Origin of the sequence: Pontibacter ummariensis (assembly GCF_900188175.1) — a bacterium.
GTDB classification, from domain to species: Bacteria; Bacteroidota; Bacteroidia; order Cytophagales; family Hymenobacteraceae; genus Pontibacter; species Pontibacter ummariensis.
Window position 1 is genome coordinate 151,529 of record NZ_FZOQ01000006.1, and the last position, 26,493, is coordinate 178,021.

Annotated in this window: 27 protein-coding genes; 17 read left to right on the forward strand and 10 right to left on the reverse strand. The window is 49.8% G+C overall.

Going from position 1 to position 26,493, the window contains the following annotated elements; genetic code table 11:
- Positions 1-13: 13 nt before the first annotated feature.
- Positions 14-850 (reverse strand): NHL repeat-containing protein, encoded by an 837-nt coding sequence (locus tag CHB92_RS08645; protein ID WP_245842396.1) that lies wholly within the window; start codon positions 848-850, stop codon positions 14-16.
- Between the two features lie 144 nt (positions 851-994).
- Between CHB92_RS08645 and CHB92_RS08650 the strand changes: the two genes are divergently transcribed.
- A complete protein-coding gene (locus CHB92_RS08650; RefSeq protein WP_089318787.1) occupies positions 995-1,387 on the forward strand; it encodes a VOC family protein in 393 nt (130 codons plus the stop codon).
- A gap of 176 nt (positions 1,388-1,563) precedes the next feature.
- Here the strand turns inward: CHB92_RS08650 and CHB92_RS08655 are convergent, their stop codons facing one another.
- Complete coding sequence (locus tag CHB92_RS08655; protein WP_245842398.1) at positions 1,564-2,247, reverse strand: alpha/beta hydrolase; 684 nt, start codon at positions 2,245-2,247, stop codon at positions 1,564-1,566.
- A gap of 14 nt (positions 2,248-2,261) precedes the next feature.
- Entirely contained in the window at positions 2,262-2,744 is a 483-nt protein-coding gene (cdd, locus tag CHB92_RS08660; RefSeq protein ID WP_089318788.1) for a cytidine deaminase, read from the reverse strand.
- A gap of 126 nt (positions 2,745-2,870) precedes the next feature.
- Here cdd and CHB92_RS08665 point away from each other — a divergent pair, with 126 nt between their 5' ends.
- Positions 2,871-4,220, forward strand: a complete 1,350-nt coding sequence (locus CHB92_RS08665; protein WP_089318789.1) for a saccharopine dehydrogenase family protein — start codon at positions 2,871-2,873, stop codon at positions 4,218-4,220.
- A 17-nt stretch (positions 4,221-4,237) separates the two neighbouring features.
- On the opposite strand, the gene CHB92_RS08670 is transcribed toward CHB92_RS08665, so the two are convergent.
- The 5 genes from CHB92_RS08670 to aroQ form a co-directional block, all read right to left on the reverse strand.
- The gene (locus CHB92_RS08670) at positions 4,238-4,954 is read right to left on the reverse strand and encodes a tRNA1(Val) (adenine(37)-N6)-methyltransferase (protein WP_089318790.1); all 717 of its coding nucleotides are present in this window, start codon (positions 4,952-4,954) and stop codon (positions 4,238-4,240) included.
- Positions 4,955-5,107: 153 nt separating this feature from the next.
- Entirely contained in the window at positions 5,108-5,572 is a 465-nt protein-coding gene (rnhA, locus tag CHB92_RS08675) for a ribonuclease HI (protein WP_089318791.1), read from the reverse strand.
- A 78-nt stretch (positions 5,573-5,650) separates the two neighbouring features.
- The gene (locus CHB92_RS08680; protein ID WP_089318792.1) at positions 5,651-6,211 is read right to left on the reverse strand and encodes a MarC family protein; all 561 of its coding nucleotides are present in this window, start codon (positions 6,209-6,211) and stop codon (positions 5,651-5,653) included.
- A 122-nt stretch (positions 6,212-6,333) separates the two neighbouring features.
- Positions 6,334-7,395 carry an aminotransferase class V-fold PLP-dependent enzyme gene (locus tag CHB92_RS08685; RefSeq protein ID WP_089318793.1) on the reverse strand — a complete coding sequence of 354 codons (1,062 nt, stop codon included), beginning with the start codon at positions 7,393-7,395 and terminating at the stop codon, positions 6,334-6,336.
- A gap of 90 nt (positions 7,396-7,485) precedes the next feature.
- Positions 7,486-7,935 carry a type II 3-dehydroquinate dehydratase gene (aroQ, locus tag CHB92_RS08690; protein WP_089318794.1) on the reverse strand — a complete coding sequence of 150 codons (450 nt, stop codon included), beginning with the start codon at positions 7,933-7,935 and terminating at the stop codon, positions 7,486-7,488.
- Positions 7,936-8,120: 185 nt separating this feature from the next.
- Here aroQ and xerD point away from each other — a divergent pair, with 185 nt between their 5' ends.
- Together xerD and CHB92_RS08700 are read left to right on the forward strand one after the other, a co-directional pair.
- Positions 8,121-9,020 (forward strand): site-specific tyrosine recombinase XerD, encoded by a 900-nt coding sequence (gene xerD / locus CHB92_RS08695; protein ID WP_089318795.1) that lies wholly within the window; start codon positions 8,121-8,123, stop codon positions 9,018-9,020.
- Positions 9,021-9,727: 707 nt separating this feature from the next.
- The gene (locus CHB92_RS08700) at positions 9,728-10,279 is read left to right on the forward strand and encodes a GNAT family N-acetyltransferase (RefSeq protein WP_089318796.1); all 552 of its coding nucleotides are present in this window, start codon (positions 9,728-9,730) and stop codon (positions 10,277-10,279) included.
- Positions 10,280-10,516: 237 nt separating this feature from the next.
- Here CHB92_RS08700 and CHB92_RS08705 read toward each other — a convergent pair whose 3' ends face one another.
- Positions 10,517-11,635 carry a Gfo/Idh/MocA family protein gene (locus CHB92_RS08705; RefSeq protein ID WP_089318797.1) on the reverse strand — a complete coding sequence of 373 codons (1,119 nt, stop codon included), beginning with the start codon at positions 11,633-11,635 and terminating at the stop codon, positions 10,517-10,519.
- A 418-nt stretch (positions 11,636-12,053) separates the two neighbouring features.
- Here CHB92_RS08705 and CHB92_RS08710 point away from each other — a divergent pair, with 418 nt between their 5' ends.
- The 8 genes from CHB92_RS08710 (at position 12,054) to CHB92_RS08745 (ending at position 21,006) form a co-directional block, all read left to right on the forward strand.
- Complete coding sequence (locus CHB92_RS08710) at positions 12,054-13,091, forward strand: serine hydrolase domain-containing protein (RefSeq protein WP_089318798.1); 1,038 nt, start codon at positions 12,054-12,056, stop codon at positions 13,089-13,091.
- Between the two features lie 58 nt (positions 13,092-13,149).
- Positions 13,150-13,710 carry a sugar O-acetyltransferase gene (locus CHB92_RS08715; protein ID WP_089318799.1) on the forward strand — a complete coding sequence of 187 codons (561 nt, stop codon included), beginning with the start codon at positions 13,150-13,152 and terminating at the stop codon, positions 13,708-13,710.
- An 88-nt stretch (positions 13,711-13,798) separates the two neighbouring features.
- Positions 13,799-14,257: a GNAT family N-acetyltransferase gene (locus CHB92_RS08720; RefSeq protein ID WP_089318800.1), complete on the forward strand. Its 459-nt coding sequence runs from the start codon at positions 13,799-13,801 to the stop codon at positions 14,255-14,257.
- A 76-nt stretch (positions 14,258-14,333) separates the two neighbouring features.
- Positions 14,334-15,155, forward strand: a complete 822-nt coding sequence (locus tag CHB92_RS08725; RefSeq protein ID WP_179222994.1) for a retropepsin-like aspartic protease — start codon at positions 14,334-14,336, stop codon at positions 15,153-15,155.
- Between the two features lie 773 nt (positions 15,156-15,928).
- Positions 15,929-16,501, forward strand: a complete 573-nt coding sequence (locus CHB92_RS08730) for a pentapeptide repeat-containing protein (protein WP_089318802.1) — start codon at positions 15,929-15,931, stop codon at positions 16,499-16,501.
- A gap of 100 nt (positions 16,502-16,601) precedes the next feature.
- Positions 16,602-17,633 (forward strand): quinone-dependent dihydroorotate dehydrogenase, encoded by a 1,032-nt coding sequence (locus CHB92_RS08735; protein ID WP_089318803.1) that lies wholly within the window; start codon positions 16,602-16,604, stop codon positions 17,631-17,633.
- 76 nt (positions 17,634-17,709) lie between these two features.
- Positions 17,710-20,337, forward strand: a complete 2,628-nt coding sequence (locus CHB92_RS08740; protein ID WP_089318804.1) for an FtsK/SpoIIIE family DNA translocase — start codon at positions 17,710-17,712, stop codon at positions 20,335-20,337.
- 24 nt (positions 20,338-20,361) lie between these two features.
- Positions 20,362-21,006 carry a LolA family protein gene (locus tag CHB92_RS08745; protein ID WP_089318805.1) on the forward strand — a complete coding sequence of 215 codons (645 nt, stop codon included), beginning with the start codon at positions 20,362-20,364 and terminating at the stop codon, positions 21,004-21,006.
- A gap of 98 nt (positions 21,007-21,104) precedes the next feature.
- On the opposite strand, the gene CHB92_RS08750 is transcribed toward CHB92_RS08745, so the two are convergent.
- Positions 21,105-21,620: a hypothetical protein gene (locus CHB92_RS08750; RefSeq protein ID WP_089318806.1), complete on the reverse strand. Its 516-nt coding sequence runs from the start codon at positions 21,618-21,620 to the stop codon at positions 21,105-21,107.
- Between the two features lie 131 nt (positions 21,621-21,751).
- Between CHB92_RS08750 and pyrF the strand changes: the two genes are divergently transcribed.
- The 5 genes from pyrF (at position 21,752) to CHB92_RS08775 (ending at position 26,455) form a co-directional block, all read left to right on the forward strand.
- The gene (gene pyrF, locus CHB92_RS08755) at positions 21,752-22,573 is read left to right on the forward strand and encodes an orotidine-5'-phosphate decarboxylase (protein ID WP_089318807.1); all 822 of its coding nucleotides are present in this window, start codon (positions 21,752-21,754) and stop codon (positions 22,571-22,573) included.
- Positions 22,574-22,620: 47 nt separating this feature from the next.
- The gene (locus CHB92_RS08760; RefSeq protein ID WP_089318808.1) at positions 22,621-23,088 is read left to right on the forward strand and encodes a YehS family protein; all 468 of its coding nucleotides are present in this window, start codon (positions 22,621-22,623) and stop codon (positions 23,086-23,088) included.
- Positions 23,089-23,189: 101 nt separating this feature from the next.
- Positions 23,190-24,479, forward strand: coding sequence for a DUF2851 family protein (locus CHB92_RS08765; RefSeq protein WP_089318809.1), 1,290 nt, complete (start codon positions 23,190-23,192; stop codon positions 24,477-24,479).
- Complete coding sequence (locus CHB92_RS08770; RefSeq protein WP_089318810.1) at positions 24,476-25,762, forward strand: hypothetical protein; 1,287 nt, start codon at positions 24,476-24,478, stop codon at positions 25,760-25,762. Before CHB92_RS08765 ends, CHB92_RS08770 begins: the two co-directional genes overlap by 4 nt.
- Positions 25,763-25,819: 57 nt before the next feature.
- Positions 25,820-26,455, forward strand: a complete 636-nt coding sequence (locus tag CHB92_RS08775) for a NeuD/PglB/VioB family sugar acetyltransferase (protein WP_089318811.1) — start codon at positions 25,820-25,822, stop codon at positions 26,453-26,455.
- Positions 26,456-26,493 lie beyond the last annotated feature (38 nt).

A 26,493-nucleotide genomic window follows, 5' to 3' on the forward strand; every position in this document is an offset into this window, starting at 1 on the left:
TGTCGGGCCCTCCCTACAGTGTATAGCGGTAGAGGCTGCCCCCCTCACTGCTAATAATAAGCGTGCTGTTGTCTCTGAAAGTAAGCCCTTCCGTTTGCCCGGCCTTTTTCAGCTCAACCTCCTCGTGCCGGCCTTTGTAAAAGGTGGCTGGTTCCTGAAAGCCGGTATAAAGGTGTAGCTTCTCATCCCCCAATAGCGCTACTGTCCTGCCGTCAGGGCTGATAGCCGCACCTGTTACCTGCGTCTTTAAGGCATGCCTGCCAATGAGCTTTGCCTGGTGCTGACCGGGTTTATCGGGTAGTTGGTATAGCTTGGCCGTTTCGCCGCGGCCTCTGTCTTTGGTAACAAGGTAGATAGCGCCCCCATACCAGAAGCTGGCCTCACTGTCGAAGTTGCGTTCCTTTTTAGGGGGCGGAAATTCTTGCTGGTCTTCGTAAGTATAGCGTATTGCCTGCACCCGCTCCGGTCGTTGCAGGTCTAGTTTGAACACGGCAAGGTCGCGGCGGTTGTTGTTGTTGTTGCCTGTGTCCGCAATATAGATATTCCCTTGATCATCCATGGTCAGATCTTCCCAGTCCTTGTTCTTTAAGTCTAACTTGATCGTCTCGATCAGTTGGCCCTCCTCATTTAGTTTATACAGGTAAGGCTTGTTGCCCGCATCGTTGTGGGTCAGGTACAGGCCTTGTTGGGGGAGCGCTACTAAGCCCGAGCTTTCTTCTACCTCGTTGGGTAGGTTTGCCAGCTTTTCAAAGCCTCTTGTCGTTGTGATGTCCGGTTCAGGTACCGTTTCATAAAAGAAAAAGGTCATTAGGCCCACCACAGCTATAAGCACAGCTGTTATTTTTATCATAAGTCTCATCTTTAATTAAATTCAAAAAAGGAAATGCTAGTCTTTCTGTTAACGAGAGCAAGCGATCGGACGTTAAGCTTAAAAACAGCGATCTTGAAAGAAGCCTTATAGCTGCGCAAGGATTAGCCTTTAAAAGAACAGACAATGGAGATCAGCAAAATTAAAGAGACCTGCCTTTACGTGTCGGACCTGGAGACAAGCAAGGCCTTCTATCAAGGGCAGTTAGGCCTGAAACTGATTGGGGAGGTGAAGAACCGCCATGTCTTTTTCAGGGCAGGCACTTCTGTTTTACTCTGCTTTCTCCCGGAAGCATCCCGGCAAGGCGGCCATTTGCCACCGCACTACGGCGCCGGGCAGTTGCACCTGGCTTTTGAAGTGAGGCGGGAGGAATATGGCCCTTGGAAGGAGAAGGTACAGGAGCAAGGCATCCCAATAGAGCAGGAGTTTGACTGGGGCGGGAATTTCCTGTCCTTTTACTTCAGAGACCCGGACCAGCACCTGCTGGAGGTGGTGATGGAGGGAATGTGGGAGAGGTAGCCTGTAATGGCCAAACTCCTAAGTTGTGTTTAGGAGGGTAGGTCGCTTAGGAAGGATAAGATGATATTGCTAGTGCATGGCTAGTAAGAAAGGCCAACAACGACAATATCCATGTAGGCTTTGTTAGCTATAAGCAGACAAGGTTGTCCTGTAAGAATAAGCACAGTCTTTTCTGGTCAACTGTTGCTGTTCAGCGTTAAAAGTGTTTCCCCATGTATGGTGTGGCCGCCTTCAAAGGTATAGAACACAGGAGCGATGCCAAGCTTAGCCAAAAGCTTTTCTTGCTGCTGTAGCTTCTCAGGCGTGATGAACTCGTCCCGGGTGCCGTAGACCACGTGTACGGGCAGGCCCGTAAATGCCGCTTTGCCGGTGGTAAAGTCAATGTCTTCGGGGAATGCGGCGGCCCAGAGGACAAGGCGGTGCACTGGCAGGGAGGTGTTAGTGAACCAGCGGCTTACCGTGGCTCCTCCCTGGGAGAAGCCCAGCACCGTGACCTGCACATCTTCCGGCAGTTGCTTCAGCTGTTCCTCCAGCAGCAGGTTTAAGTAGGTGGCCTGGTCGTCTATCTCCGACAGGCGGTCCTCTTTTGTCATCCAAGTTGCACCTACTCTTCCGGAAAAGCCATCGAGGTAAAAGCGCGACAAGGCCTCCGGTGCTATAATGACCGTTTTCCCATCATCCAGCGGCTGAAAGTGGCGCAGAAAATAGCGGGCCAGTTGCCCGTAGCCGTGGCATACGAGCCACAAGTGCCTGGTTTGATCGGAGGGGGTGCCTAAGGAGTAGTATCGGGCTGTGCGGGGAACGCTTAGCTTATGTTCTTCCAATGTCTGCTGTTCTCGTTTCGTTGGAGCCGCATCCACACGGCTGTCGGGGTTTAGAGATTGTCTTTCGTGAACAGGAACGGCAAGAGGTCGGCTACTTTACGAAACCGGTAAAACTTGCCATCAGCGGTTTGCAGTAGCACAGGGATATTCTCCTGTTGCTTGTGTTCATACTCCGCCATTACTTGCCGGCAGGCGCCGCAGGGCATGGCTGGCAAGTATGTTTCTTCGCTGCGCCGGCGAGCCGTCACCGCCATCATCTTGATCTTCTTGTTCGGATAATGCGCACTCATTGCAAAAAGGGCTGTACGCTCCGCGCACAGTCCGGAGGGATAGGCCGCATTTTCCTGGTTGCTACCTTTGAACATACTACCATCTTCTAATACGAGTGCTGCGCCTACCAGAAAGTTAGAATAAGGGGCGTAGGCATCGTTGGCTGCCTCCTGGGCTAGCTGCATGGCCTCGCGCTCCTGGTCACTTAGCTCGGTTTGGTCCAGCACGTCGATGCTGATGTTTATGTTCAGTTCACTTGCCATTTCGTCACGAATAGGTCTGGAAAATAGAAAAGGGCTATAAATTTAAGCTAATATTCTGACAAAACCATGGAATGGGTTTGCCTTGCAGGCCGTAATGTTTAAATTAAATGGAAACCACGACCCACTATGAAAAAAATCTTGCTCCTTGGCGCAGGCCGTTCGGCCCTGTCACTCATCCGTTACCTGTTCGACCAGGCAACTGCCGAGAAATGGCAAATAACTATTGGTGACATTACGGTTGCCCACCTTCGGCCTCTGACAGAAGCTGTGAGCTTTGCCCAAGCCATTCCCTTTGACGTGCACAACGAAGCGCAACGAGCCCAGGAGGTGCGTAAGGCGGACCTGGTGATTTCTTTGTTACCAGCTGCTTTTCACCTAGAAGTAGCACGGGAGTGCCTGAAACAGGGGAAGAACCTGATCACAGCCAGTTATGTATCACCGGCAATACTGGCGCTGCACCAGGAGGCACAGGAAAAGAACCTCACTATTCTGATGGAGTCGGGGCTGGACCCCGGGATAGACCATATGTCGGCCATGGCGGTGATCCGGCGCATTAAGGCAGAAGGAGGCAGGCTAACTTCTTTTAAATCTTTTACAGGAGGCCTGGTAGCACCGGAATCAGACAACAATCCCTGGCATTACAAGTTTACCTGGAACCCGCGCAACGTGGTGCTGGCAGGGCAGGGAACAGCCAAGTACATCAAAGAGGGGCAGTACAAGTACATTCCTTACCACAAGCTGTTTCAGCGTACGGATGCGTTTTATGTGGAAGGTTACGGCCACTTTGAGGGCTATGCCAACCGAGACTCCCTAAGCTACCGCGAGCCTTACGAACTATTGGACATCCCGACGATGCTGCGCGGCACCCTGCGTCGCCCAGGTTATTGCGAGGGCTGGAACGTGTTCGTGCAGTTGGGCCTGACCGATGACAGTTATGCGCTCAGTAACTCCGAGCACATGACTTACCGCACTTTTGTGGAGTCCTTCCTGCCGCCCGCTTCATCTCCTGGGCAAACAATGGCAACGCGTATAAGTGAATACCTAGGGATACCAGCCGACGGAGAAGTGGTGGAGAAGCTGGAATGGCTGGGGCTGTTTGATAATACGCCGGTAGCACTGGCAGGCGCTACCCCTGCACAGATACTGGAAAAGATTCTGAAGGAGAAATGGACGCTCGCTCCGGGTGATAAGGACATGATCGTGATGCAGCACCTGTTTGAGTATGAACTGCAGGGAGAGCGGCGCGAAGTGACCTCGTCCTTGGTCGTTACAGGAGAGGACGAAGTGCAGACGGCCATGGCCAAGACTGTGGGCTTGCCAGTAGGAATCCTTGCCAAGCGGATGCTACAGGGCAAGATTACCTACCGCGGGGTGGTCATACCCATTTATCCTGAACTGTATGCGCCTGTGTTGGACGAATTGGAGGAGTATGGGATACAGTTTGTGGAAAAGGAGCGGATAGTGGAGCACGTGTAGCAGGCTTTCCTCTGCCTCTAGAAAATGAGATAGTAATCGTTTAGCAGTGCTGCAAAAGCAGGGGTATAGGTTACCTTGTCTGCTTCCCGGATATAGAAGCTTTTAACAGTAGGAGTGGCTGTGGGAGAAAAAGTATAGGTCTGGATGTGTCGGATGCATTTGCCCCCGTGGTAAGTGTATACTTCTAGTGTCTCTGCCAGGTGTAGCCCTTGCAACTGCGCCTTCTTCTGAAAGAGGGCTGCCTCAGGAGGAGGCAGGAGCAGGCATAGCTTCCCCTCTGGGCGAAGATGCTGACTAGTGAAAGCCGTAATGTCCTCAAAAAAGAGCTCCCCACTATGGCGGGCCGTATTACGGGCTGCGTCAGGAGATCTTAAGGAAGAAAGGAAAAAGGGCGGGTTAGAGAGAATAAGGTCGTACGGCTGTTGGTTTTGCGGGGCAAATTCCTGTAAGGGCATCGGATGCAAAGTCAAGCGCTCCGCCCAGGGGCTCCGCTCAAAATTATCTCTTGCCTGTTGCTGTGCCTCCGGGTTTATCTCTACTGCATCTATTTTTGCCCCTGTGCGCTGCGCCACCATCAACGACAGCAGTCCTGTGCCAGCCCCAATATCCAATACCCTTCTGGTGTCTTCCGCCTCCACGTAAGCACCGAACACGCAGGAGTCGGTGCACACTTTCATGGCGCACTTATCCTGCTCTACCCGAAACCGCTTGAACTGGAAGTAGCTGTTACCCATTTTATTTAAAGGACTAAATAGTTGAGTTTTGAATCACAGCACTATGAGCAAAAGAAGGAAGAGAAGAGGCTTTTAAATAGTAAAAGCGACTTACAGGTTTTCTAATCACTCCTGATTCAATTATTCAAGATTAAGTTGTTTGGAGTTGAAAGTTTAACTTGGCTGGGATGCACCGGATTCGAAGCCCTCGTCAACTAGCAGGTTAGGAGAGAGGGCGCTGGCCACGGCCAGTTCATCGCAGCGTTCATTCTCGGGGTGGCCCGCATGGCCTTTTATCCACACGAAGCGAACGTTGTGCTTCGCGTACACCCGCAGAAAGTGGGCCCACAGGTCGGCGTTGGCTTTGCCTTTAAAGCCCTTTTTCTGCCATCCGAACACCCAGCGCTTTTCCACCGCATCTACCACGTACTTAGAGTCGGAGTAAATGGTAACGGGTATGCCGGGCTTGGTAATAGCCTCCAGACCTACAATCACGGCCAGCAGTTCCATGCGGTTGTTGGTGGTTTTCCGGAAGCCCTGGGTAATTTCTTTTACATGCTGCTTCCAGCGCAGAATCACGCCATAGCCTCCCGGCCCTGGGTTTCCACGTGAAGCACCATCGGTAAATAATTCTATCATATATCAATTTTGAAGATGCGAGAAAACCTGAACGGTAAGTTGAGTAAATGTTTTCTTCGGTCTTCCTGTTTTCAAATACTACAAATTTGTTTTGAACAGTTTAATTGCAATGGCCAGCAGGATGATTCCGAACACTTTGCGGAGCACGTTCGCACCGTCTTTCCCGAGCTTGCGCTCTATCCAGCTGGAGGATTTAAGCACGAGGTAAACAAAGACCAGGTTCAGGACAATGCCAACCAGCACGTTGGGCAGGGAATAAGCAGCCCGTAAGGACAGCAGCGTGGTCATAGTACCGGCCCCGACAATCAGGGGGAAGGCCAGGGGTACGATGGAGCCACTCTTGGTTTCAGGATCGGTATGGAAAAAGTCCTTGCCCAGGATCATCTCTAGGCCTATTAGGAAAATAATGATGGCACCTGCCATGGCGAAGGACTGAAAATCAATGCCGAACAGCTGCAGGATAGACTGGCCCAGAAACAGGAAGATGATCATCAGGATACCCGATACGACCGTAGCTTTTTCGGACTCAATTTTCCCTTCCCGCTTGCGCAGGTCGATGATGATGGGAATAGATCCGATAATATCGATCACGGCAAAAAGAATAAGCGTGACAGAGGCTATTTCTTTTAAGCTGAACATGGCCTGATTGTTAAATTGTGGTTTGTTCCGTTGCTAAGTGGCCGCGGGTACACCTGTGCCAGACAGGGTCGCTAATGAAGCAAACAGTCCTTGGCGCCACTTAAACGGCAAAGGTAGCAGGCTTAGGCGTAATAGTGCAGGAAAAAGCGTTTCAGCTCTTCGTATTCTTCGTTGAGGATGGCCGGGAAGTTGGCAATCCGGAAGGTATTGCGGGCCCAGGGGCCGTATCCGTTGCCCAGGCGCATGTTGTGGTGCAGGGCCCGCTTCTTGATATCATCTATCAGCTTCTCGTTCCCCTGTAAAGCTAAGACCGTTTTAGAGCGTACTTCTTCGTTCTCCACCAGTAGCTGAAAATCGGAGAACTGCTCAAAGAAGGTATATAGCTCCTGTGCCCGGTCTGTCAACTCCAGGTCAATGGTCTTGATGAACGGCCTGTCTTCGAGCGCCCTCTTCAGCAAGTAGATATTCAGCACGTTGGGGGTGTGCGTGGTCTGGTAGTTCAGCATCTTCTCGTACATGGATACGAGGCTGTTATAGTGCGCGCGTTCCCCCATTTGCTTTGCCCGGAAAATAGCCCTGGGAGAGCAGGCCATCACAGCCAGCCCGGCCGGCAGGCCAAAGCACTTTTGGGCAGATGCGAACCAGATGTCTGCTTTAATCACCTTCAGGTTCAGGCCCGCCATGCTGGAGGTCGCGTCCACGGCTATAAGCGTGTCGCGGTAGCGGTTGTGCAGGTTCAGGATGGTTGTTGGGCTTACCTGGGTACCATTAGAGGTTTCGTTGTGGGTAAAACAGATCAGCTCCGTGTCTGCACTAATGTTTAGTTGCTCCACAGGCATAGGAGCATTCAAGTCAAAAGAAAACCCCTCGGCGGCTGGCCTTAGCTTTTGGGCATACTGATACCACTTTTCCCCGAAAGAGCCGTTGTAGATGTGAGAACTCTTATGCTTGGTCAGGCTCTGAATCAGCACCTCCCAGCACTCGGTGGCAGAGGAAGTGAAGAAGATGTAGTAATCCTGCGGGATGTTAAGCCGGCGCTTTACCGAGCCTACTACAGCGCGGGTCATCTGAACAAACTGCTCCCCCCTGTGCGGCGTACTCAGTATACCCTCGTCATACGCATCTACAAGGTAGTTGCGCACCTCGGGGTACACCTTGGAAGGGCCTGGATAAAAGTTGAGCATAGAGGGAAGTTATAAATAGTATAGTATATATGCTATATTTGTTCTGATAATCTAATATCAAACGAAGGAGCAGCTGTCTAGGTTACGCCCTTAGGCGTTAAAACCAATCCTTTTTGGCTTTTGGCGCTCAAAGTACTGGAGGGCAAGCCGGTAACTTTCCAGCCCGAACCCGGCGATACTGCCCTTACAGTGCGGTGCGATCATGCTCTTATGCCGGAAGGCCTCGCGGGCGTATACATTAGAGATGTGTACCTCTATCACGGGGGTATCAATGGCCTTAATCGCATCCGAAAGGGCGACAGACGTATGTGTGTAGGCACCGGCATTAAACACAATGCCTTTGTAATCCCCAAACCCCACTTCGTGCAGCTTATCGATCAGCGTGCCCTCTGTGTTCGACTGGAAATAAGAAAGCTCCAGTGCCGGAAAGGCTTCTTTCAGTTCGTCGAAATAGTCTTCAAAAGAGCGGTTGCCGTACACGGACTTCTCGCGTATGCCCAGCAGGTTCAGGTTTGGGCCGTTCAGGATGAGTATTTTCATAGAAGGGAAGGTGCTTTTTGCAATTTTCCGAAAAAACAAAGGTAAGGATTAACTATCTTTGCTATCGTTTTTGTCAAAAGAATTTAGACAAAGGATTAAGCGCAAGCCGCTTTCCCGTGCTTCGCCGGAAAGGCCTTCCGTCAGCCTCTTTTGTCCTTCATCTTAAACTCCTTCTTCACAGGAAAATGAACTGGTCTATTTGCAGCAAGCAATTCGGAGAGTATCTGAAGTTGGAGAAGTCGCTGTCGCGGCACTCAGTGGAAGCGTATGGCCGTGACATTCGCAAGCTGATCGACTTCCTGGACATAAAAGGCCTGGGTGTTTCGCCCGAAGAGGTAACGCCAGCCCACCTCCGGGACTTTCTGGAGTGGATAGCAGAACTGGGTATGACAGCACACTCGCAGGCCCGCACCCTGTCCGGCATACGCGCCTTTTACAAATTCCTGATCATGGAGGACATGCTGCAGACAGACCCCACCGATACCATTGAGGCCCCCAAACTGGATCGGAAGTTGCCCGACACGCTTCACTTCCACGAGATCGAGCAGTTGTTAGCCGCCATTGACCTTTCTACCCCGGAGGGCACCCGTAACCGGGCCATGCTCGAAACGCTTTACAGCTCCGGATTGCGTGTGTCGGAGTTGCTTGATCTGCGGATAAGTCACCTTTATGAGGACGCGGGCTTCCTGAAAATAGCCGGTAAGGGCGATAAGGAGCGCCTGGTGCCCATTGGGCGGGACGCGTTAAAGCACATCAAACTGTACCGCGAGGGCATTCGCTGCCACCTTAAAATCAAGAAAGGGCATGAGGACATCCTGTTTCTGAACCGCAGAGGGGCGAAGATGTCGCGGGTCATGGTTTTTACCATCATCAAAGACCTGGCTGCCAAGGCAGGCATACAGAAAACAATTAGTCCGCATACCTTCCGCCATTCCTTTGCCACGCATTTGATAGAAGGCGGTGCTGACCTGCGTGCCGTACAGGAAATGCTGGGCCACGAGTCTATCACTACCACCGAGATCTATACCCACCTGGACAGAGACTATCTGAAGCAGGTGATCACAGACTACCACCCAAGAAGTTAAGTGCCGCTTTCTGTGCTGAAGAAGCTTGCCTGCGAGGCTTTCCGCTAAAGTGCTCTTATAGTGCTGTTAGTAGAAGTAGCACTCCTGCTAACAAGAGTATTAGGCAAAGATGAACGAAACTGACATGAAGCATCCATTTATAAGTCTGCTGATCCTGTTGTTCTCAGTAGGTTTTGTCCACAGGCAGGTTCCAAAAACTCTGAACTGTTCCTGGCTTTAAAAAGCAGGACAGCATATTGTTTGAAGGGGGGAATTAGTGTGACTTTGAGTATCTAGCCAAGGCAGTTCACAAAGATCTCAAATTCTATCACGAGCAGAGTGATATTCAACACAGGGAGGCTTTTTTCGGGCTGGGTTGGGAGAAACTCACGGACTTCAGCACGGGGGACTATGCGTTATTGCATGCAGGTAAAGATGACTGGGTGAGTACACTGGCAGTACTAAGAATGGGTATGTCGTTTTCCTGAATGGTGACATTGTTGATAAAGTTTATGAAAAGCTGTTAACAGAGCACCTGTATTTAGGAACGGAGCTTTGGGAGAGAAGGTAGTATGCCTGGGCAAACAACTAGCAAGAAGCTAGCCTGTAGAGAAATGTCGCTAGCATTTCTTAGAACAAGGGGAGGACAGTAGAAGAAATGAAGACTACAGCAGCTGAAAAATACTTTAAATTGCTTTTTCCGAGCCATCACTAGTTTAAACTGTCTAATGGATCCTTACAAGTCATTTGAAACGGAAAGGTTAATTCTCAAACCAACCTCAGAAGAGGATGCTTCTTTCATTTATGAGTTACTAAATACCCCAAAATGGATAAAGTACATAGGTGACAGGAATGTTAAATCCATAGAAGATGCTGCGGAATACATAAGGCGCAGAATGCGGCCTCAACTGGAGCGGTTAGGTTTCTCGAACTACACAGTGATTCAGAAGGCAGCTAATGTTAAAGTTGGTACATGCGGGCTGTATGACAGAGAAGGTTTGGAAGGAATAGATATAGGCTTTGCGTTTCTGCCCGAACACGAGAAGATGGGATATGCTTTTGAAGCTGCCAATGAGATCAAACGAGCTGGTATTGAAGAGTTCGGGATATCTGAGCTGAAAGCCATTACCATAAAAGACAACTTCGCTTCTCAAAAGTTACTAAAAAAGCTGGGGTTTTATTTCTGCAGAACAACGTTCTTGCCAAATGACGATGAAGAGCTTCTGTTATTTAAGTACGATCATAAAGCAGAGCAGGCTGCCGCAACAAGGACTGTGTAAAGGGAGGAAGCCTTCGGCAAGTTCAATCGCTTAGCAAGCGTTGTCTTTAAGGTGCTTAAAGAGCATAGAGACCCGCTATCTGGTCTTTGCGAGTTCGTTTCATTCGGCTTTTATGCTTTTAAGAAGACAGGACACCAAAACAATAATAAGAAGAAAGTCCATTATCAGTTGAGATTCAAGACGGATAATGGACTTTCCTCTAATATGATCGGAAGCAGGAAAGGGCTGAGGCAGTACTTATAATTTCAGGTCCACCTTTTTACCTGTTTTCGCTGCCAGGTAGATGGCGTCAATAATTTTAAGGTCTTTTAACCCTTCTTCGCCATCCACAGGCACCACGGGTTTTTTGCCATCCAGTATAATTCCTGCCATTTCATCCATTTGTATGGTTTGGTGGGTGTAGTGCGGCTGGGTTAACTCTCCTTTATGCGTGCGGCCTTTGATAGGGCCATAGCCGGTGGCCGGCTGCAACTCAGCAAAACCGTCCTGCCCGTTTAGGAAAAAGCGGTCCAGGTTACCCATGTTGTAGGTCGACAAACAGGAGGCAACCGCTCCACCAGGGAAACCCAGCTGGAACTGGATCGTCTCGTCTACGCCTTCTTTAAATTTCACCTCGTCGGTTTTTGTCTCTACTGCTGTTACCCAAACCGGGTCTTCGCCTACCATGTAGCGGGCCCCGTTAATGGAGTAAATGCCAATGTCCATGAGCGAACCGCCTCCGGCTAATTGCTTGTTAAGTCGCCACTGGGTAGGATCTCCTATTCTAAAGCCGGACAGCCCCTGAAAGAACATGATCTTGCCCAGTTCCCCTGCTTGGCGCATCCGGATTACCTCCAGTGTTTTGGGCTCGAAGTGCATTCTGTAGCCCACCAGCAGTTTCACGTTGGCTTTGTTGCAGGCATCCACCATTTCCTGTCCTTCTTTGGCGTTGACGGCCATGGGCTTTTCACAGATAACGTGTTTACCAGCCCTGGCCGCCCGAATCACGTGGTTGTGGTGGAGGGAGTTCGGCGTGATTACGTACACGGCATCGACATCTGGATTGTCTTTTATGCGGTCGAAGTTCTCGTAGTTATAGCAGTTCTTCGCCGGAATGCCGTACTTGCTCTGCCAGTCTTTGATCTTGGAGGGCGTGCCACTGATCACTCCTGTTACTTTAGCCCTCTTGCAGGACTGCATCGCCTCGGCAACCCGGTTACCGTAGCTGCCTAAGCCCATAATGGCCACCCGCAGTACCGGTCCCTCATAGGGTTGCTTGTAAAACGCTTCTGTAAGTGTTGAGCCAGAAAGGCTTAAAAAGGGCAAGCCTATTGCCGAAAAGGTAAGCTTTTGCAGAAAGTCTCGACGTGAATCCATGCCAGAATGTTTTATGTGAAGAATAATGCTAACTTGAAGTAGTATTCAATTTAAACAAATAATTTATAAATATAATACCTTTTGGTAGCCTTTGTTTTAATCAAGTTGTTATAAATCAGGTAGTAACTACAGCATGTGTTTGTTGGCTGGGCAAGCATCTGCTAGGCGCAGGAAAAGCTGTAAATAATGTGCGTGGTAAGGTAGCATGCTGTTCGCTGAAGGAGAGCCTAATGTTTTGGCCCAAGCCTTAGCAGGCGTAGCGTTAGACGAAGCTTAAAAGAAGTTTATCTGCTTAAATAAAGCAGGTATAAGCCAGATAGTTATTGCCTTTATCTGCTATATTAGGTCCTGTAAACGGCAAGATTCTGTTGGGGCGGGACATAGAATGCCATAACAGTTCGCACAGGATAACAAAGGGATGTATCACATTACACAAGCTACACTAGACACAATCGTAACTAAAACGGCCTCACACAAAAACATACATGGGGCTGTTTTTCATGTTTCCTCTTTAGACAATTCCTTGGGACTGACAAGTGCACAGGGTAATATTGGGATTGAAGACCAATATTATATAGCAAGCATTAACAAGCTGATGGTCTCAGCGTTGATACTTCGGCTTTGCCACGAAAACACTATAAGCTTATCGGATAAGATATCTGAATACTTTCCTTTGGAAGTGATGAAGGGGTTGTTGAAGCTTGGTGACAAGGACTACTCAGACGAAATTACCATACAGCATTTAATATCGCATACCTCAGGATTGCCTTGTTACTTAATAGACAAGCAACCTGGCGGGGGCAAAAACATGGACCTGATCTTGAACGGGGAAAATCAATCCTGGCCCTTTGATAAGGTGATTGCTGTGACGAAAGAAATGAAACCGAAGTTCCCGCCTGGCAAGAAAGGGAAAGCGAATTACGCTGAGACAAACTTCCGGTTGCTGGAAAGGATTCATGAACTAGTGACAGGGAAGCCCATCCGCCAATCACTTACAGAATTATTTAAAGAACTGGGTATGCGCAACACTGTTGTGCTGCCGTCCGCAAAGGCGGACAACTGTTTGCCGGTTTACTTTAAGCAAACTCAAATTACCATTGATGCCTACTGGAAGTCTACTAATAAAGACATCGCCAGTACAGCACAAGACCTGATGCTGTTTTTAAAAGCGTTTTTTCAAGGGCACTTTTTCCAGGAAAAGAACTTGGTAGGGCTTGAGAAATGGAATACCATCTTTTTTCCCTTTAAATATGGCATTGGAGTTCAACTGTTCTACATACCAAGGATACTGTCACCGTTCAAAGCAGTGCCTAAAATTATTGGGCATTGTGGTTCTGCAGGTACCATAGCGTTCTTTGTTCCTGAAAAGAAGGCTTTTATAACTGGTACAGTTAACCAAACCGCCAACAATCAAGTCGCTTTTCAAACACTCATGAAAATAATAAACAAGCTATAAGCCAGGCGATTATCACGACCAATGAAGGAACACTACCTTGGCTTCCACTCTAAATGCCATGAAAATAGAAAAAGAAAAAATGCTTTCAGGCGAGTTGTATGATGCGCTCGATAAACAACTCTCAGAGGAAAGGTTGCAGGCAAGGCGACTCCTCAAACAACTTAATGACAGCCGGGAAGACCAGGTAGCAGCGCGAACTCGCGTTCTTAAAGAACTGATTCCGGAAGCAGGGGAAGGCTTGTGGATACAGCCGCCATTCTATTGCGACTATGGGACGAATATAAAAATTGGCGAAAAGGTATTTTTCAACTTTAATTGTGTGGTGCTCGATGTGATGCCAGTAATAATTGGCAGCAGGACCTTGTTTGGGCCAAACGTGCAGCTTTACACGGCGGCGCACCCCATGAATCATAAAGAGCGAGCTTCAGGGCTTGAGTTTGCCAAGCCGATCACTATTGGAGAAGACGTTTGGCTAGGGGGCAGTGTTGTGGTATGTCCTGGTGTCACAATTGGAGACCGGGCTGTAATTGGGGCCGGAAGCGTGGTAACCAAAGATATTCCCTCCGATGTGTTTGCTGCGGGTAATCCTTGCCGGGTGATCCGGCATTTAGAAGAATAGCGCCCAGCTAGAACCATTAAAGCTGCCTTCTTTTGAAAGAAACCTTAGCAAGAGCTTACGGGAAATATAAAATCAACATTTAATAGGAATGATCAGAGCATATAGCAGTAACGACAAAGGAAAGCTCGTTGAGCTTTTACGGCTCAATACGCCGGAGTTCTTTCATCCGGATGAGGAAAAGGATTTTATCGAGTACCTTGAGCAGGAAGCCGAAAACTATTTTGTGGTTGAAGACGCAGGAATGTTGGTGGGAGCAGGCGGGTTTAATGGCGGATTTGATAACGGGAGAACGGTTCGGATCTCCTGGGATATCATTCACCCTGACTACCAGGGAAAAGGTATCGGAAAAAAACTGACACGCTATAGAATTGATCAGATCAGGGAGGACCCTGCCGTAAAGAAAATTGTTGTGCGAACGACCCAGTTGGTGTATGGATTTTATCAGAAGATTGGCTTTGAGTTAGAAAAAGTAGAAAAAGATTACTGGGCAGAAGGGTTCGACCTTTACCAGATGAAGCTAGACCTGAACAAAGCTTCTTCAAGCTAGAACCAGGTTATGCTGTTTAAAGATGCCTTTTCCCATACACGCTACAGCAGGCCAGGCTTGCTATAACCCCCTCCGTATGAAAATACTTTTCTTATGCTTGAGCATCGTCCTGTGCCTTATTAACGAAGGCAATGCGCAGGACACGATTCATTTGAAAACCTACATCAGTCAATTAAAGAAAGTAGAGCTTACGATAGCAGGACAGCCCTACAGCTTTTTGTTCGACACAGGAGGAGGCGAAACGTTCATTTCCCCTGAAATAGCCAGGCGGCTTGGCAAAGCTCCTTATGGAAATTCAACCGCCTTCCGCATGAGCGGGGAAATGCTGAAGTATCAGAGGAGCGATTCTGTTACCATCCAAATAGGGACGAATACGTTCTTCCATCCTACTGTGGGCGTGTGGGACCTGATGAGCATTCTGCCTGAGGGGCTCCCCAAAATTGACGGTGTACTGTCCTTAAAATCCTTTAGCGACAGAGTGGTGACGCTTGACCTAACCGGGAACAGGCTGATCTTGGAAACACCGGCTTCCTTCAGAAAGCTGAAAAGAAGTATATCTGTTTTGCCAAGCCGCTTTGCCAATGGCTTGGATGGGAACGAACTAACGATCTTCCTCAACATCCCCTATAACAAACGCCCCTATTGGTTCCTTTTTGACTCAGGCAACTTAAACGACTTGCTCCTCTCATATCAAACAGCCTATGAGTGGGGCTTGCAAAGCGATACGGTGGCACATCGTAAAGAGCTGGGCACGGTAGCTGTGCAATTAGGTAAGAAAAGGATGGAAAGTAAAGCAGCCTCTGAGGACATTATCTACGATGGGGCCTTAAACTATGCTTTGCTAGGCAAGTCAAAATTTATCATCGACTTTCCGCGCAAACAAGTGTGGGTGTTTTAGGCAATGAACCTTGTTGTCTTCTTTACACAGAGGCGATCCTAGCCTGTGCATGCTCCCCTGCTAGCTTACAAAAGCAAGCTTAATTAAACAGGTAGCTGCTCTTTAATAGTACTACTGTAAACGAGGAGGTAAGCGCTTTTTATTTAAAAGAACCGGCTTTCTATACTGCTCTTTAAAATAGTTGGCTTGCAGGTTGTTCAGAAACTTGTTCGCTGTTTCTGCATCAGCGCTGCTGGTCGCCTCTTTCTTTACAAAAACGCCCTAGCCGCCGCTATTCCGGGTCTCGGAGTTCGTTACCGGCACGTATAAAGCTTTTTTGGCCGCAAATTCAATGGGAACGCCCGAGCCCACTTTATATTCGCCTTGCAGGTCCTAGTCTTGCATAGCCAGGTAAGGGATTCCATCCTGTATGGCTGGCCAGGGAACACCTGGTATCTGTTGATGCACCGCCCCCCCAGTGTCACTTCCTGCATACGTGTGCAGCTTTAATTTGCTTGATAGTTTGTTACTGACTCACCTGTGCCTGCCAACAGTTTAGAAGGGAACGGTTTTGCTTTCTGCCCTTCTGTTGTTAAGTTACCCCTGTCCCGGAGGTTGTTTGTCAGAAAGACAGGCCAGCTGGAGGAAGGGGTGTAGGGGCCAACTAACATTTATAAAGTTAAACTTTAGAGGCGTTGAGTTAATACTTAAACTCGTGGTACAGGGGCAGGCTTCCGGTGCTATGTTTATGCCTTCCGCTTTTTAAAGGACTACTAACAGACCAGATCAAGCTTATGGAATTACTTACCCACGAGGGGAAGACCTTTGAAAAGATCAGCTATTCCGGGAAAGAGATAAAGGGCCGGGAGTTCGAAAACTGTACCTTTAAGAACTGTGATTTTTCTGACAGTAATTTCTCTCACAACCGTTTTACTGAATGTAGCTTTATAGGCTGTAACCTGGCGATGATGAAGCTGAGCGGCACTTCCTTGCAGGACGTAGCTTTCACGGACTGTAAGTTAACGGGGCTGAATTTTGGTGAGTGCGAAGACTTTCTGTTCTCGGTTCGCTTCGAGAACTGCATCCTCGATTATGCCTCTTTTGCCAAGAGGAGAATGACAAAGACCCGGTTTTACAACACCTCTCTGAAAAGCGTGGACTTTACAGCTGCGAATCTGACCGGAGCCTTGTTTGACAATACCAACCTGGAGCGCGCTATCTTTAACAGAACAGAACTGAAAGAAGCGGATTTGTCAGCCGCCTTTAACTTTAGTATTGATCCGGAGATAAACAGCATCAAAAAAGCGAAATTCTCACTCCATGGGGTGGCAGGCCTGCTCGATAAGTATGACATCAGGATAACGTAAGGGATTGGGCTGGTTTCCGGCTTAAAAGATAATCGCCTTTTTCCCAAGCAAGCTATCGGTAGGTTTTTATCTTTGCAGGCAGCAATCAAAATCCGAAAACGTGTACAAGAGCCTGCTGCGCCCGCTTCTTTTCCAGCTCGATCCTGAGCAAGTGCATTACCTTACAACCGATGCCCTTCGTGCTTCCCTCATGCTGCCTTTTGCCCGAAACATCAGCAAGAGTATGTTTCAGGTGCAGGACCCACGACTGGAACGGGAACTATTCGGGCTGAAATTCCCAAACCCTGTAGGGCTGGCCGCAGGCTTCGATAAAGACGCCAAGCTGGTAGATGAACTGGCCGAGCTGGGCTTTGGCTTTGTTGAGATCGGCACCCTGACGCCCAAACCACAGTCTGGTAACGAGAAGCCACGCTTGTTCCGTTTGCCGCAGGACCAGGCCATCATCAACCGCATGGGCTTTAACAACGAAGGAGTGGACGCTGCTGTCCGAAGGCTGGAGAAGCGGAAGAGCAACATCATTGTCGGAGGCAACATCGGCAAGAACAAGGTAACGCCTAATGAAGAGGCTGTGAACGATTACCTGTACTGCTTTAAGGCGCTATACCCCGTGGTGGATTACTTTGTGGTAAACGTTAGCTCTCCGAACACTCCCGACCTGCGCGCTCTGCAGGACAAGGAACCGCTGCAAAAGCTGCTGCTTACTTTGCAGGAAGAAAACCAGAAAATGGCCAGGCCGAAGCCCCTCTTGCTTAAAATAGCCCCGGACCTGAACCTGGCGCAGCTGCACGACATCATCGAGATTGCCATAGAAGCCAAACTAAGCGGGCTCATCGCCACCAACACGACAGTAGGGCGACAGGGCTTGTTAACCCCGGCGCAGCGGATCACAGAGATCGGCATGGGCGGGCTCAGCGGCAAACCCCTAAAAACACATGCGACCCAGATAATTCAGCACCTGCGTACTTTCCTTCCTCCAGCGATCCGGCTGATCGGTGTGGGAGGAATTATGCAGGCAGAAGATGCGGTGGAAAAGTTGCAGGTAGGCGCAGACCTCGTACAATTGTATACCGGCTTTATTTATGAAGGTCCATCCCTGATAGGCAAAATCAATAGAAAGCTGCTCGCCGGATAATCCAGAATCCCTTCCTTTTACTGGAGGCAATGCCGCGAAAAATTGTAAATTTGGAATCTTAACTTTAGCAGAGGGTATGGCCAAGAACACTTACAGAGAAGATACGCTCAGCGTAGGGCGTAAGAATGAGGTGCGGGGTAAGAATGAGCCGCGTAGGGCAAATGTGCCGAAAGGGGAGAAGCCAAAGAAACCCAAGCGGAACTGGAAGCCATCTTTTAAGTTACCAAGCCTGAACATCAGAATCGGATTTTTGCAGGACCGCCGCTTTAAATTAGCGGCCGGCTTTACCTTTCTGCTTTTCTCCTTTTTCCTGACCATCGCTTTTGTGTCCTATCTTTTCACGGGGAACGCTGACCAAAGCGTGGTGGAAACCGTCAGCGGCACCGGCCTGAAAGAGTCGGGGCAGGAGGCCGAGAACTGGCTGGGCCTGTTCGGGGCCTGGCTGTCGCACCTATTCATGTACGACCTGGTAGGCATCGGGGCTTTCTTTATCATCCCGGTCCTGTTCTTTTCGGGGCTCAAAATCGTTTTTAAACGTGTGAATGTTTCCCTCAGCTATGTGCTGGGCCTGTGCAGCTTTTCGATGCTGTGGCTAAGCCTAACCATGGGCTACATTGTTTTTGCTTCTGGTACAGTAGGCAAGATGGGCTTCTTGGGCGGGGGCATTGGCATCGAGACAGCCATCTGGCTCAACAGCCTGATTGGCTGGGGCTCCTGGCTGTTACTGGGCTTTCTGCTCACTATCTTCCTGGTCTTCTTCTTTAACATCACGAGTATTAACTGGGGCTGGGGTACCAAAACTGCTGAACAACCAGTTGCCGCTCCGCAAGAAAACTATGCTTCCTCGCTAGGGGATGTTATGGGCGCCTCCACCAGAAATATCAACCACAATGCAGACCCTACCGCCTCACTGGAAGAAGAGGAGGAAGAGTATATTGACGAAGAGGTGCCTTTTGATGAGGACGAGGAAGAGGAGATAGACCGGGCGCTGGAGATGGAACTGAGTACGCTTCAGCCAAAAGAAGAAAAAAAAGAAGAGAAGCCTGCGCCTGCTAAACCAGCTACCCCTGCCTTGGAGTTGGATATTGATCTGCCGGAAGACGTGCTCCTGGAGGATACAACGGCGGAAGCGGAAGACGACATGGCCCTGCAGATAGAGGAGGTGCCTGAGGAAGAGGAGAGCCGGGGCACCATGGAAAATTATGACCCCACCCTGGACCTAGCCCGTTACCAGTACCCGCACATCGAGCTGTTGACCGACTATGGCATCAACAAAATACAGGTGAGCAAAGAGGAGCTGGAGGCGAATAAGGATAAGATCGTCGAGACGCTTGGCCACTACAACATCAGCATTGCCAACATCAAGGCAACCATTGGCCCTACTGTTACCCTTTATGAGATTGTACCGGATGCCGGGGTGCGTATCTCCAAGATCAAGAACCTGGAGGACGATATTGCCCTGAGCTTAGCAGCTTTGGGTATCCGTATCATCGCGCCGATTCCCGGTAAAGGAACCATCGGTATTGAGGTGCCGAACACGAAGAAGGAGATGGTGCCGATCAAGTCCATCCTGGCAACAGAGAAGTTCAGCAAGAGTGACATGGACCTGCCGATAGCCTTCGGAAAGACCATCACGAACGAGGTCTTTATTACCGACCTGGCTAAAATGCCACACCTGCTGATGGCGGGTGCTACAGGCCAGGGTAAATCCGTTGGTCTGAACGCTATCCTGACCTCACTGTTGTACAAGCGTCACCCTTCGCAGCTTAAGTTCGTGCTTGTAGACCCTAAAAAGGTGGAGCTCTCGCTGTTCAACAAGATCGAGCGCCACTTCCTGGCCAAGCTGCCAGACAGCGATGAGGCCATCATCACCGATACCAAAAAGGTGGTGAACACCCTGAACTCGCTCTGTATGGAGATGGACATGCGCTACGACCTGCTGAAGGACGCGGGCTGCCGCAACCTGAAGGAGTACAACCGCAAATTTGTGGAGCGCAAGCTGAACCCGAAAAAGGGTCACCGCTTTATGCCGTACATCGTGCTGGTGATAGATGAGTTGGCCGACTTAATGATGACAGCCGGTAAAGAGGTGGAAACCCCGATTGCCCGCTTGGCGCAGCTGGCCCGTGCTATCGGTATTCACCTGGTAGTAGCTACCCAGCGACCGTCTGTAAACGTGATCACTGGTATTATCAAGGCCAACTTCCCGGCGCGTATCTCCTTTAAAGTAACCTCCAAAATCGACTCGCGCACGATTCTGGACGCTGGTGGTGCGGATCAGTTGATTGGTCAGGGGGACATGCTATTCTCGATCGGCTCCGACATGATCCGCATCCAATGTGCTTTTGTGGATACGCCAGAGGTAGACCGCATCTGTGAGTTTATTGGGGAGCAGCAAGGCTACGACGACGCGTACCTGCTGCCGGAGTTCGTGGGCGACGAGAGTGGCAACGAGAAAGCCGATTTTGATCCGTCTAACCGTGATCCTTTGTTTGAGGAGGCGGCCCGGGTGATCGTGCAGCACCAGCAGGGAAGCACTTCCCTTTTACAGCGCCGCCTGAAGCTGGGCTATAACCGTGCTGGTCGTTTGATCGATCAACTGGAGTCGGCCGGTATCGTTGGCCCGTTCGAAGGAAGCAAGGCGCGTGAGGTTTTGATTCCGGACGAGTACAGTTTGGAACAGTTATTGAATACCATAGAGTAGAACTCTATACAATAGTTAAAAGACATGAAAAAAGTTGTATCTCTACTACTGCTTGCCCTAATGTTAGTGAACCTGGCGTTCGCGCAGCAAGACCCGAAGGCCGGCAAAATCTTAAATGCCATGAGCCAGAAGTATAAGACGATGAAGGCTTTCAAAGCCGACTTCGCTCAAACGCTGGAAAACCCTTCTGCGAAAGTGAAGGAGACGATGAACGGTAATATCCTGGTGAGCGGTGATAAATATCGCCTGGGAGTGAGCGGACAGGAAATTATCAGCGACGGTAAGTTGATGTGGACATTCCTGAAAGATGCCAACGAGGTAACCATCACAGAGAGCGACGAAGAGGCTGAGGCCATGTCGCCAAGCAAAATCTTCGACATGTATAAGAAAGGTTATAAGTATGCCTTTGCTGGCACCGAGACGATTGACGGAGGCAAGTACGATGTGATCGAGCTATCGCCGGAAGACCGCAAGAACCCAATCTACAAAGTGCGCCTGTACATCAGCCAGAAAGACAAGACCCTGAAGAGCTGGCAAATGTTCCGTAACAACGGCAACCGCTATACTTACACCATTAAGAACTTTCAGGCAAACCCAACCCTTGCTGCCGATGCTTTTACCTTTAATAAAGCAAAGCACAAAGGCGTGAACGTGGTTGACTTAAGATAATGCTTCTCTAATGATCAGAGAAAGGGCTGCTCCGGAAAAGGGCAGCCCTTTCTGTTTTAGGGTAGGTCCAGGTTACACACCTGTAAGGGAGAAGTTTCCTAGTAAACAGCGTAGTCCAGCCGGAGATTAACTTTATTCACGCTGCCAGCTTCTACCACCACCGGGTTAATGCCCCCCTGTCCGTCTAAACCATTGGCATATAGTTGCCCGTCTTCCAGGATAAAGATGGAGTAAACGCCAGCGGGCATTTCTATTTCATAAAAGCCCTCTGCGTCAGTTTCAGTGGTTAGGAGGGGCTTAGCACTAATGGGGGTATAAAAGGTATAGTTCTTCATTTCTACATCCTGTAGGGTAAGATAAGGGTACAGCACAATCCCCCTTTTAACCGGGTATTCTTTGCAGCTGTTCCTGTTTACGATGGGCATGCAGTTCCCCTCTTTCAATGTAAGTGTACCCGCGATGCCTCCCGTTACGACTATTTTGCTCTGGTTATGCTCGTAGAGTTTCGAAATGTTATTGAGCCAGGGGGCTGGTGTCGCCTCCTGCTCTTTGCTACAGGCAGCCAGCACCAGTAGGGCACAGGCCAGCAGGCACACAGTTAAAACCTTTTTCATAGAGGAAATGCCTTTATAAAGAAGACCCTAAGTCAAGCAAAAGGTTGCATGTGAAGGTGAATGGGAGCATGAATTGTTTTGCCCCAAACGCAAAACCCATACTTTTGTAGAAACCATAGCCTTACCGACTCATGACCAGAGAGCAGCTTTTCGAGCAGATACTAAAGAAAAAGTCTTACCTGTGTGTTGGCCTGGACACAGATCCTAAGAAACTGCCACAACACCTCCTCGATACCGAAGATCCGGTATTTGAGTTTAACAGGCAGATCATAGAAGCCACGGCAGACCTTTGCGTAGCTTACAAGCCCAATATCGCTTTTTATGAGGCGCAGGGACCGGCAGGATGGGTAAGCCTTGAGAAGACGCTCCAGGTAATACCCGGAGATATTTTTACGATTGCGGACGCCAAGCGGGGGGACATTGGCAATACCGCGGAGCTTTATGCCCGCGCATTCTTCGAAACCCTGAACTTTGACTCGGTAACGGTGGCACCTTACATGGGGGCGGATTCTGTGAAGCCCTTCCTGCAACCCGATAAATGGGTAATTTTACTGGCGCTGACCTCAAACACAGGCAGTCAGGACTTCCAGATGCTGCGCTTAGAGGATGGGAATGAGGAGTACTTGTTTGAGCAGGTACTGCGCACCAGCGCTGATTGGGGACCTGCAGACCAGATGATGTACGTGGTAGGAGCCACACAGGCAGACTATGTGCAGCGGGTGCGTGACATCGTGCCAAATCATTTCCTGCTCGTTCCGGGGGTAGGGGCGCAAGGCGGTAGCCTGGAAGACATTTCCCGAATAGGCATGAACAAGCAGTGCGGGCTGTTGGTAAACTCTTCGCGCGGGATTATCTACGCCTCCTCAGGTCCTGACTTTGCCGAGAAAGCACGCGAGGCTGCTCTGGCCATGCAGCGCGAGATGGAGCAGTATCTTGATCAGTACCTAGGATAGGAAGAAGGAGTTTATCTTTTCCTCCTCTTAATATAAAATAGCTCATTATGAATAATAACGATATACTACGCCGGATCCGCTATACCTTCGATTTCTCTGATTCCAAAATGATGGAGCTGTTTGCCTCGGCAGGGCAGCAGGTAACACGAGCAGAGGTAAGCGACTGGTTAAAGAAGGAGGATGACCCCGAGGTCAAGGAGTTGGACGACGAGCATTTGGCAGGCTTCCTGAATGGGCTGATCAACGACAGGAGAGGTAAAAAAGAAGGCCCACAGCCTGAGCCGGAAAAGCGCTTGAACAACAATATAATTCTACGAAAGCTGAAAATTGCGTTGAACCTGAAAGATGAGGACATGCTGGATATACTTGCCCTGGCAAATTTCCGCTTGAGCAAGCATGAGCTAAGCGCATTTTTCCGCAACCCGAACCAGAGCCAGTACCGGCAGTGCAAAGATCAGATCCTGCGCAACTTCCTGCATGGCATGCAGCTAAAGTATCGTGGTAAGGATAGCTAGCCATTCAAAAAGTGTCGCGCCTGCTCCTTCCGGGGCAGGCGCTGCTGCATAAAGTTGGTTTTAAACCGTACTTTCCGCATCTTGGTGTATAAACCTGAAGCATGAAAGAGGACTTCCTGCACTACATCTGGCAACACCAGTATTTTGCTAAAGCGGGCTTGGCAACAGCTGACGATGAAATGCTACAAGTGCTGCGGGTAGGCTACTATAATACAGATGCCGGACCCGATTTTAGGGAAGCCATTCTTCGTGTAGGAGAGGTAGAGTGGTCAGGAAGCGTGGAGATCCACGTAAGGGCTTCGGAATGGTACCGCCATCAGCACCAGCAGGACCCCAGGTATGACCAGGTCGTGCTGCATGTGGTGTGGGAGGCGGATAAGCCCGTGCAACGGACAGACGGGACTTTAGTACCTGTACTGGAGTTGAAAGAACGGGTAGACCTGCAACTGCTAAAAACCTATGAGCGGCTGCAACAGGCAAAAAATGCTATTCCCTGTGCCGCTTTCTGGCCGGATGTGCCCGAGATCACCAAAACACTGATGCTGGAACGCGCCTTGGTAGAGCGGCTGGAGACCAAGGGGGAAGAGGTGCTAAAGACCTTTCAGCGCTATGAACATGATTGGGAACAAACGGCCTACCACACCTTGCTGCGCGGCTTTGGCTTTAAAATCAATCAACAGGCCTTCGGGGAACTGGCAAATGCCTTGCCACTGTCTGTTGTGCGAAGGCACCAGGCTTCCCTTTTGCAACTGGAGGCACTGCTGTTGGGGCAGGCAGGCTTTTTGGAGGAAGCCCCGGATGAGTATGCACGGCAGTTACAAAAAGAGTATCTTTTCCTGAGCCATAAGTACCAGCTGCAAACCCGGAAGATGGAGCGGTATCAGTGGAACTTTCTGCGGTTGCGCCCAGCCAATTTCCCCACGGTGCGGCTAGCACAGGTTGCTGCTGTGCTATACCAGCAACAGGGTTTTTTCTCCATGTTACTGGAAGCAAAAACGGTGAAGGCATATGAGGCTTTCTTCCAGGCGCAGGCCTCACCATACTGGCAGCAACACTACCTGTTGGGCAAAGAGAAAAAGGCCTTGCTCCAGCGGATGGGCAAGGGGAGCGCGCACAACCTCATTATCAATGTTACCGTGCCCCTACTCACGGCCTATGCCGCTTATACCGATAACAGGCAGCATCTGGAAAAGGCCGTTAACTTGTTAGAGCAGCTGAAGGAGGAAAGCAACAAAATAACCCGCTTGTATGAGGAGCTGGGCTGGCAAGCCAAGTCAGCCGCAGATAACCAGGCGGCCCTGGGGCTATACAAGAACTATTGCCAGCCAGTAAACTGCATGCGCTGCGCCATAGGGAACAAGGTGATGAAACAGAACAGCTTCACGGCATGAGTTTACTTTTTTATGGGCTGCACCTGCTGCTTATCGTAGGGCTTGTAAGCTGGATGCAGCGGCAGGATTGGGCAAGCACTCTAAAGCCCTACTTTTTGCCGGCGCTCGTATTTAAGCTTCTTTGTGGCATTCTGCTCGGACTGCTTTACCGCTATTACTATCATAGTGGAGACACAATTACCTACTATAAGGCCTCACTCGTACTCACGGATTATGCCCTGCAGAACCCCGGAGCTTATAGTAAACTGTTGCTCTTTAATACCTTTAGCAGCGAGGCGTTTCGGGCAACGGTGCCTTTTTCGAAGTTCCCTGACTTTTCCAACTCCTTCTACTTTATCAAACTTCTTAGTGCACTGAATCTGCTTACCCGCAGTTCTTATTACTTAAATGCCCTGTACCTGAGTCTCTTTAGCTTTTGGGGCGCGGCACGTTTAGTCGCCTCGTTGCAAGCCTGTTTTCCTAAAAGAGGGAAGGCAGCGGCTATTGCTTTTCTCTTTTTCCCATCAGTGGTTTTCTGGAGTTCTGGCTTGTTAAAAGATGCCCTCATGTTTGGGAGCATGTGCTGGCTTATCTTCTTCGCTTTAAAAATTACCCACGGAAGAAAGGCGCGCGCAGGGCAGCTTATCCTGGCGCCGCTCATGCTTTACGTTTTTGTCAGAATCAAGCTCTTTTATGCGGCAGTGCTGATTCCTTTGCTCTTGGCCTACATCTTCATTAAGCTTGTGAGCAGGCACACGCGGATGGGAGAGTCCTATGCCGTGCAGGTCGGAAGCTTTTTGTTTGTTCTTGTGTTGGGAGCACTTGCGGGTAGCCTGCTGGGTGTTTTCTTTAGCCTGGACTTTCTGCTTTCTGAGATGCACCGCAACTACACCAGTATGTTAGAAGTGTCCCGGCATGGGCCGCACATCGTGCTGGAGCGGATGGGGCCGGGAGTAGAGCAAAGCTTACTTAGCTATCCTGAAGCTGCCCTAAGCGCTGTGTACCGCCCTTTTTTAGGGGAAGCCTGGGGGGCACTGTATGTGCTGATGGGACTGGAAAACCTCTTACTCCTAGTACTCACGGTACTTTTTTTTGCAGCCGCTTTACGGAAAGGTTTTCAGCGTCCTCCCTTGCTGCACCTCGTGTTTCTGATCTTTGTGCTGGTGTTAGCGGGCGTTGTCGGCCTGACCACCCCAAACTTCGGTTCCCTGAGCCGTTACCGAATTGTGTTCCTGCCTTTCCTGGTGTACCTGCTGCTACAAAACGCCTATGCACAGCGGGTGCTGCAAAAGCTGGGGCTATAGTCCCTCTTTTAATCTCCCGGGCTTCTTTGTATCTTTGCAGCTTATTTAAATGGAGTTATGCAAAATCCTGTGATCATATTAGGTGCCCAAAAGTTGGGTACTGCCGCGTTAGATATTTTCAACAGCAACAGCGTTATCGTGTACTGCTTTCTGGAAGATAATAAGGAACAGCAGCAGGAGGAAGTGAACAATATTGCCGTAATGGGCGGCACCGAAGACAGTGAGTTTCTGAAGCTGATCGGCAAAAAGTGCGATGTGTTTGTGGCGGTCGAGGATGCTGCGGCACGCAAAGGCCTGATCAAACTGCTGAAGGAGGAGTACAAGGCAGTGCCGGTAAATGCCATTCACCGTTTTAGCGCGGTGTCAGAGTTTGCCTGGCTGGGCCATGGCAACATGGTGGCGGCTGGCGCTGTGATTAACAACAATGCCAAGGTGGGGAACCATTGCCTGATCCATTCAAATGCCGTGGTGGATACCAAGGCAGAGCTCAGCGATTTTGTGCAAGTGGGGACCGGCGCTATTATCAATTCAGAAGTGGTGGTAGAGGAAGGCGCTTTCATTGGTACCGGTGCGGTGATCGTATCCGGCGTGAAGATCGGGAAGAATGCCCGTGTGGGGGCTGGTTCTGTTGTGGTAGCAGACGTGCCTGCAAAAGCAACGGTGTTCGGCAACCCGGCTGCCCCTGTAAAGTAAACTTTTCAAGCGTTTTCTGCTGTTACACAGCAGAACTG

Coding starts and splice junctions, on each gene's coding strand:
- CHB92_RS08645 (WP_245842396.1), bottom strand. CDS start 850: ATGATAAAAATAACAGCTGTGCTTATAGCTGTGGTGGGCCTAATGACC.
- CHB92_RS08650 (WP_089318787.1), top strand. CDS start 995: ATGGAGATCAGCAAAATTAAAGAGACCTGCCTTTACGTGTCGGACCTG.
- cdd (WP_089318788.1), bottom strand. CDS start 2,744: ATGGCAAGTGAACTGAACATAAACATCAGCATCGACGTGCTGGACCAA.
- CHB92_RS08665 (WP_089318789.1), top strand. CDS start 2,871: ATGAAAAAAATCTTGCTCCTTGGCGCAGGCCGTTCGGCCCTGTCACTC.
- CHB92_RS08670 (WP_089318790.1), bottom strand. CDS start 4,954: ATGGGTAACAGCTACTTCCAGTTCAAGCGGTTTCGGGTAGAGCAGGAT.
- rnhA (WP_089318791.1), bottom strand. CDS start 5,572: ATGATAGAATTATTTACCGATGGTGCTTCACGTGGAAACCCAGGGCCG.
- CHB92_RS08680 (WP_089318792.1), bottom strand. CDS start 6,211: ATGTTCAGCTTAAAAGAAATAGCCTCTGTCACGCTTATTCTTTTTGCC.
- CHB92_RS08685 (WP_089318793.1), bottom strand. CDS start 7,395: ATGCTCAACTTTTATCCAGGCCCTTCCAAGGTGTACCCCGAGGTGCGC.
- aroQ (WP_089318794.1), bottom strand. CDS start 7,935: ATGAAAATACTCATCCTGAACGGCCCAAACCTGAACCTGCTGGGCATA.
- xerD (WP_089318795.1), top strand. CDS start 8,121: ATGAACTGGTCTATTTGCAGCAAGCAATTCGGAGAGTATCTGAAGTTG.
- CHB92_RS08700 (WP_089318796.1), top strand. CDS start 9,728: ATGGATCCTTACAAGTCATTTGAAACGGAAAGGTTAATTCTCAAACCA.
- CHB92_RS08705 (WP_089318797.1), bottom strand. CDS start 11,635: ATGGATTCACGTCGAGACTTTCTGCAAAAGCTTACCTTTTCGGCAATA.
- CHB92_RS08710 (WP_089318798.1), top strand. CDS start 12,054: ATGTATCACATTACACAAGCTACACTAGACACAATCGTAACTAAAACG.
- CHB92_RS08715 (WP_089318799.1), top strand. CDS start 13,150: ATGAAAATAGAAAAAGAAAAAATGCTTTCAGGCGAGTTGTATGATGCG.
- CHB92_RS08720 (WP_089318800.1), top strand. CDS start 13,799: ATGATCAGAGCATATAGCAGTAACGACAAAGGAAAGCTCGTTGAGCTT.
- CHB92_RS08725 (WP_179222994.1), top strand. CDS start 14,334: ATGAAAATACTTTTCTTATGCTTGAGCATCGTCCTGTGCCTTATTAAC.
- CHB92_RS08730 (WP_089318802.1), top strand. CDS start 15,929: ATGGAATTACTTACCCACGAGGGGAAGACCTTTGAAAAGATCAGCTAT.
- CHB92_RS08740 (WP_089318804.1), top strand. CDS start 17,710: ATGGCCAAGAACACTTACAGAGAAGATACGCTCAGCGTAGGGCGTAAG.
- CHB92_RS08745 (WP_089318805.1), top strand. CDS start 20,362: ATGAAAAAAGTTGTATCTCTACTACTGCTTGCCCTAATGTTAGTGAAC.
- CHB92_RS08750 (WP_089318806.1), bottom strand. CDS start 21,620: ATGAAAAAGGTTTTAACTGTGTGCCTGCTGGCCTGTGCCCTACTGGTG.
- pyrF (WP_089318807.1), top strand. CDS start 21,752: ATGACCAGAGAGCAGCTTTTCGAGCAGATACTAAAGAAAAAGTCTTAC.
- CHB92_RS08760 (WP_089318808.1), top strand. CDS start 22,621: ATGAATAATAACGATATACTACGCCGGATCCGCTATACCTTCGATTTC.
- CHB92_RS08765 (WP_089318809.1), top strand. CDS start 23,190: ATGAAAGAGGACTTCCTGCACTACATCTGGCAACACCAGTATTTTGCT.
- CHB92_RS08770 (WP_089318810.1), top strand. CDS start 24,476: ATGAGTTTACTTTTTTATGGGCTGCACCTGCTGCTTATCGTAGGGCTT.
- CHB92_RS08775 (WP_089318811.1), top strand. CDS start 25,820: ATGCAAAATCCTGTGATCATATTAGGTGCCCAAAAGTTGGGTACTGCC.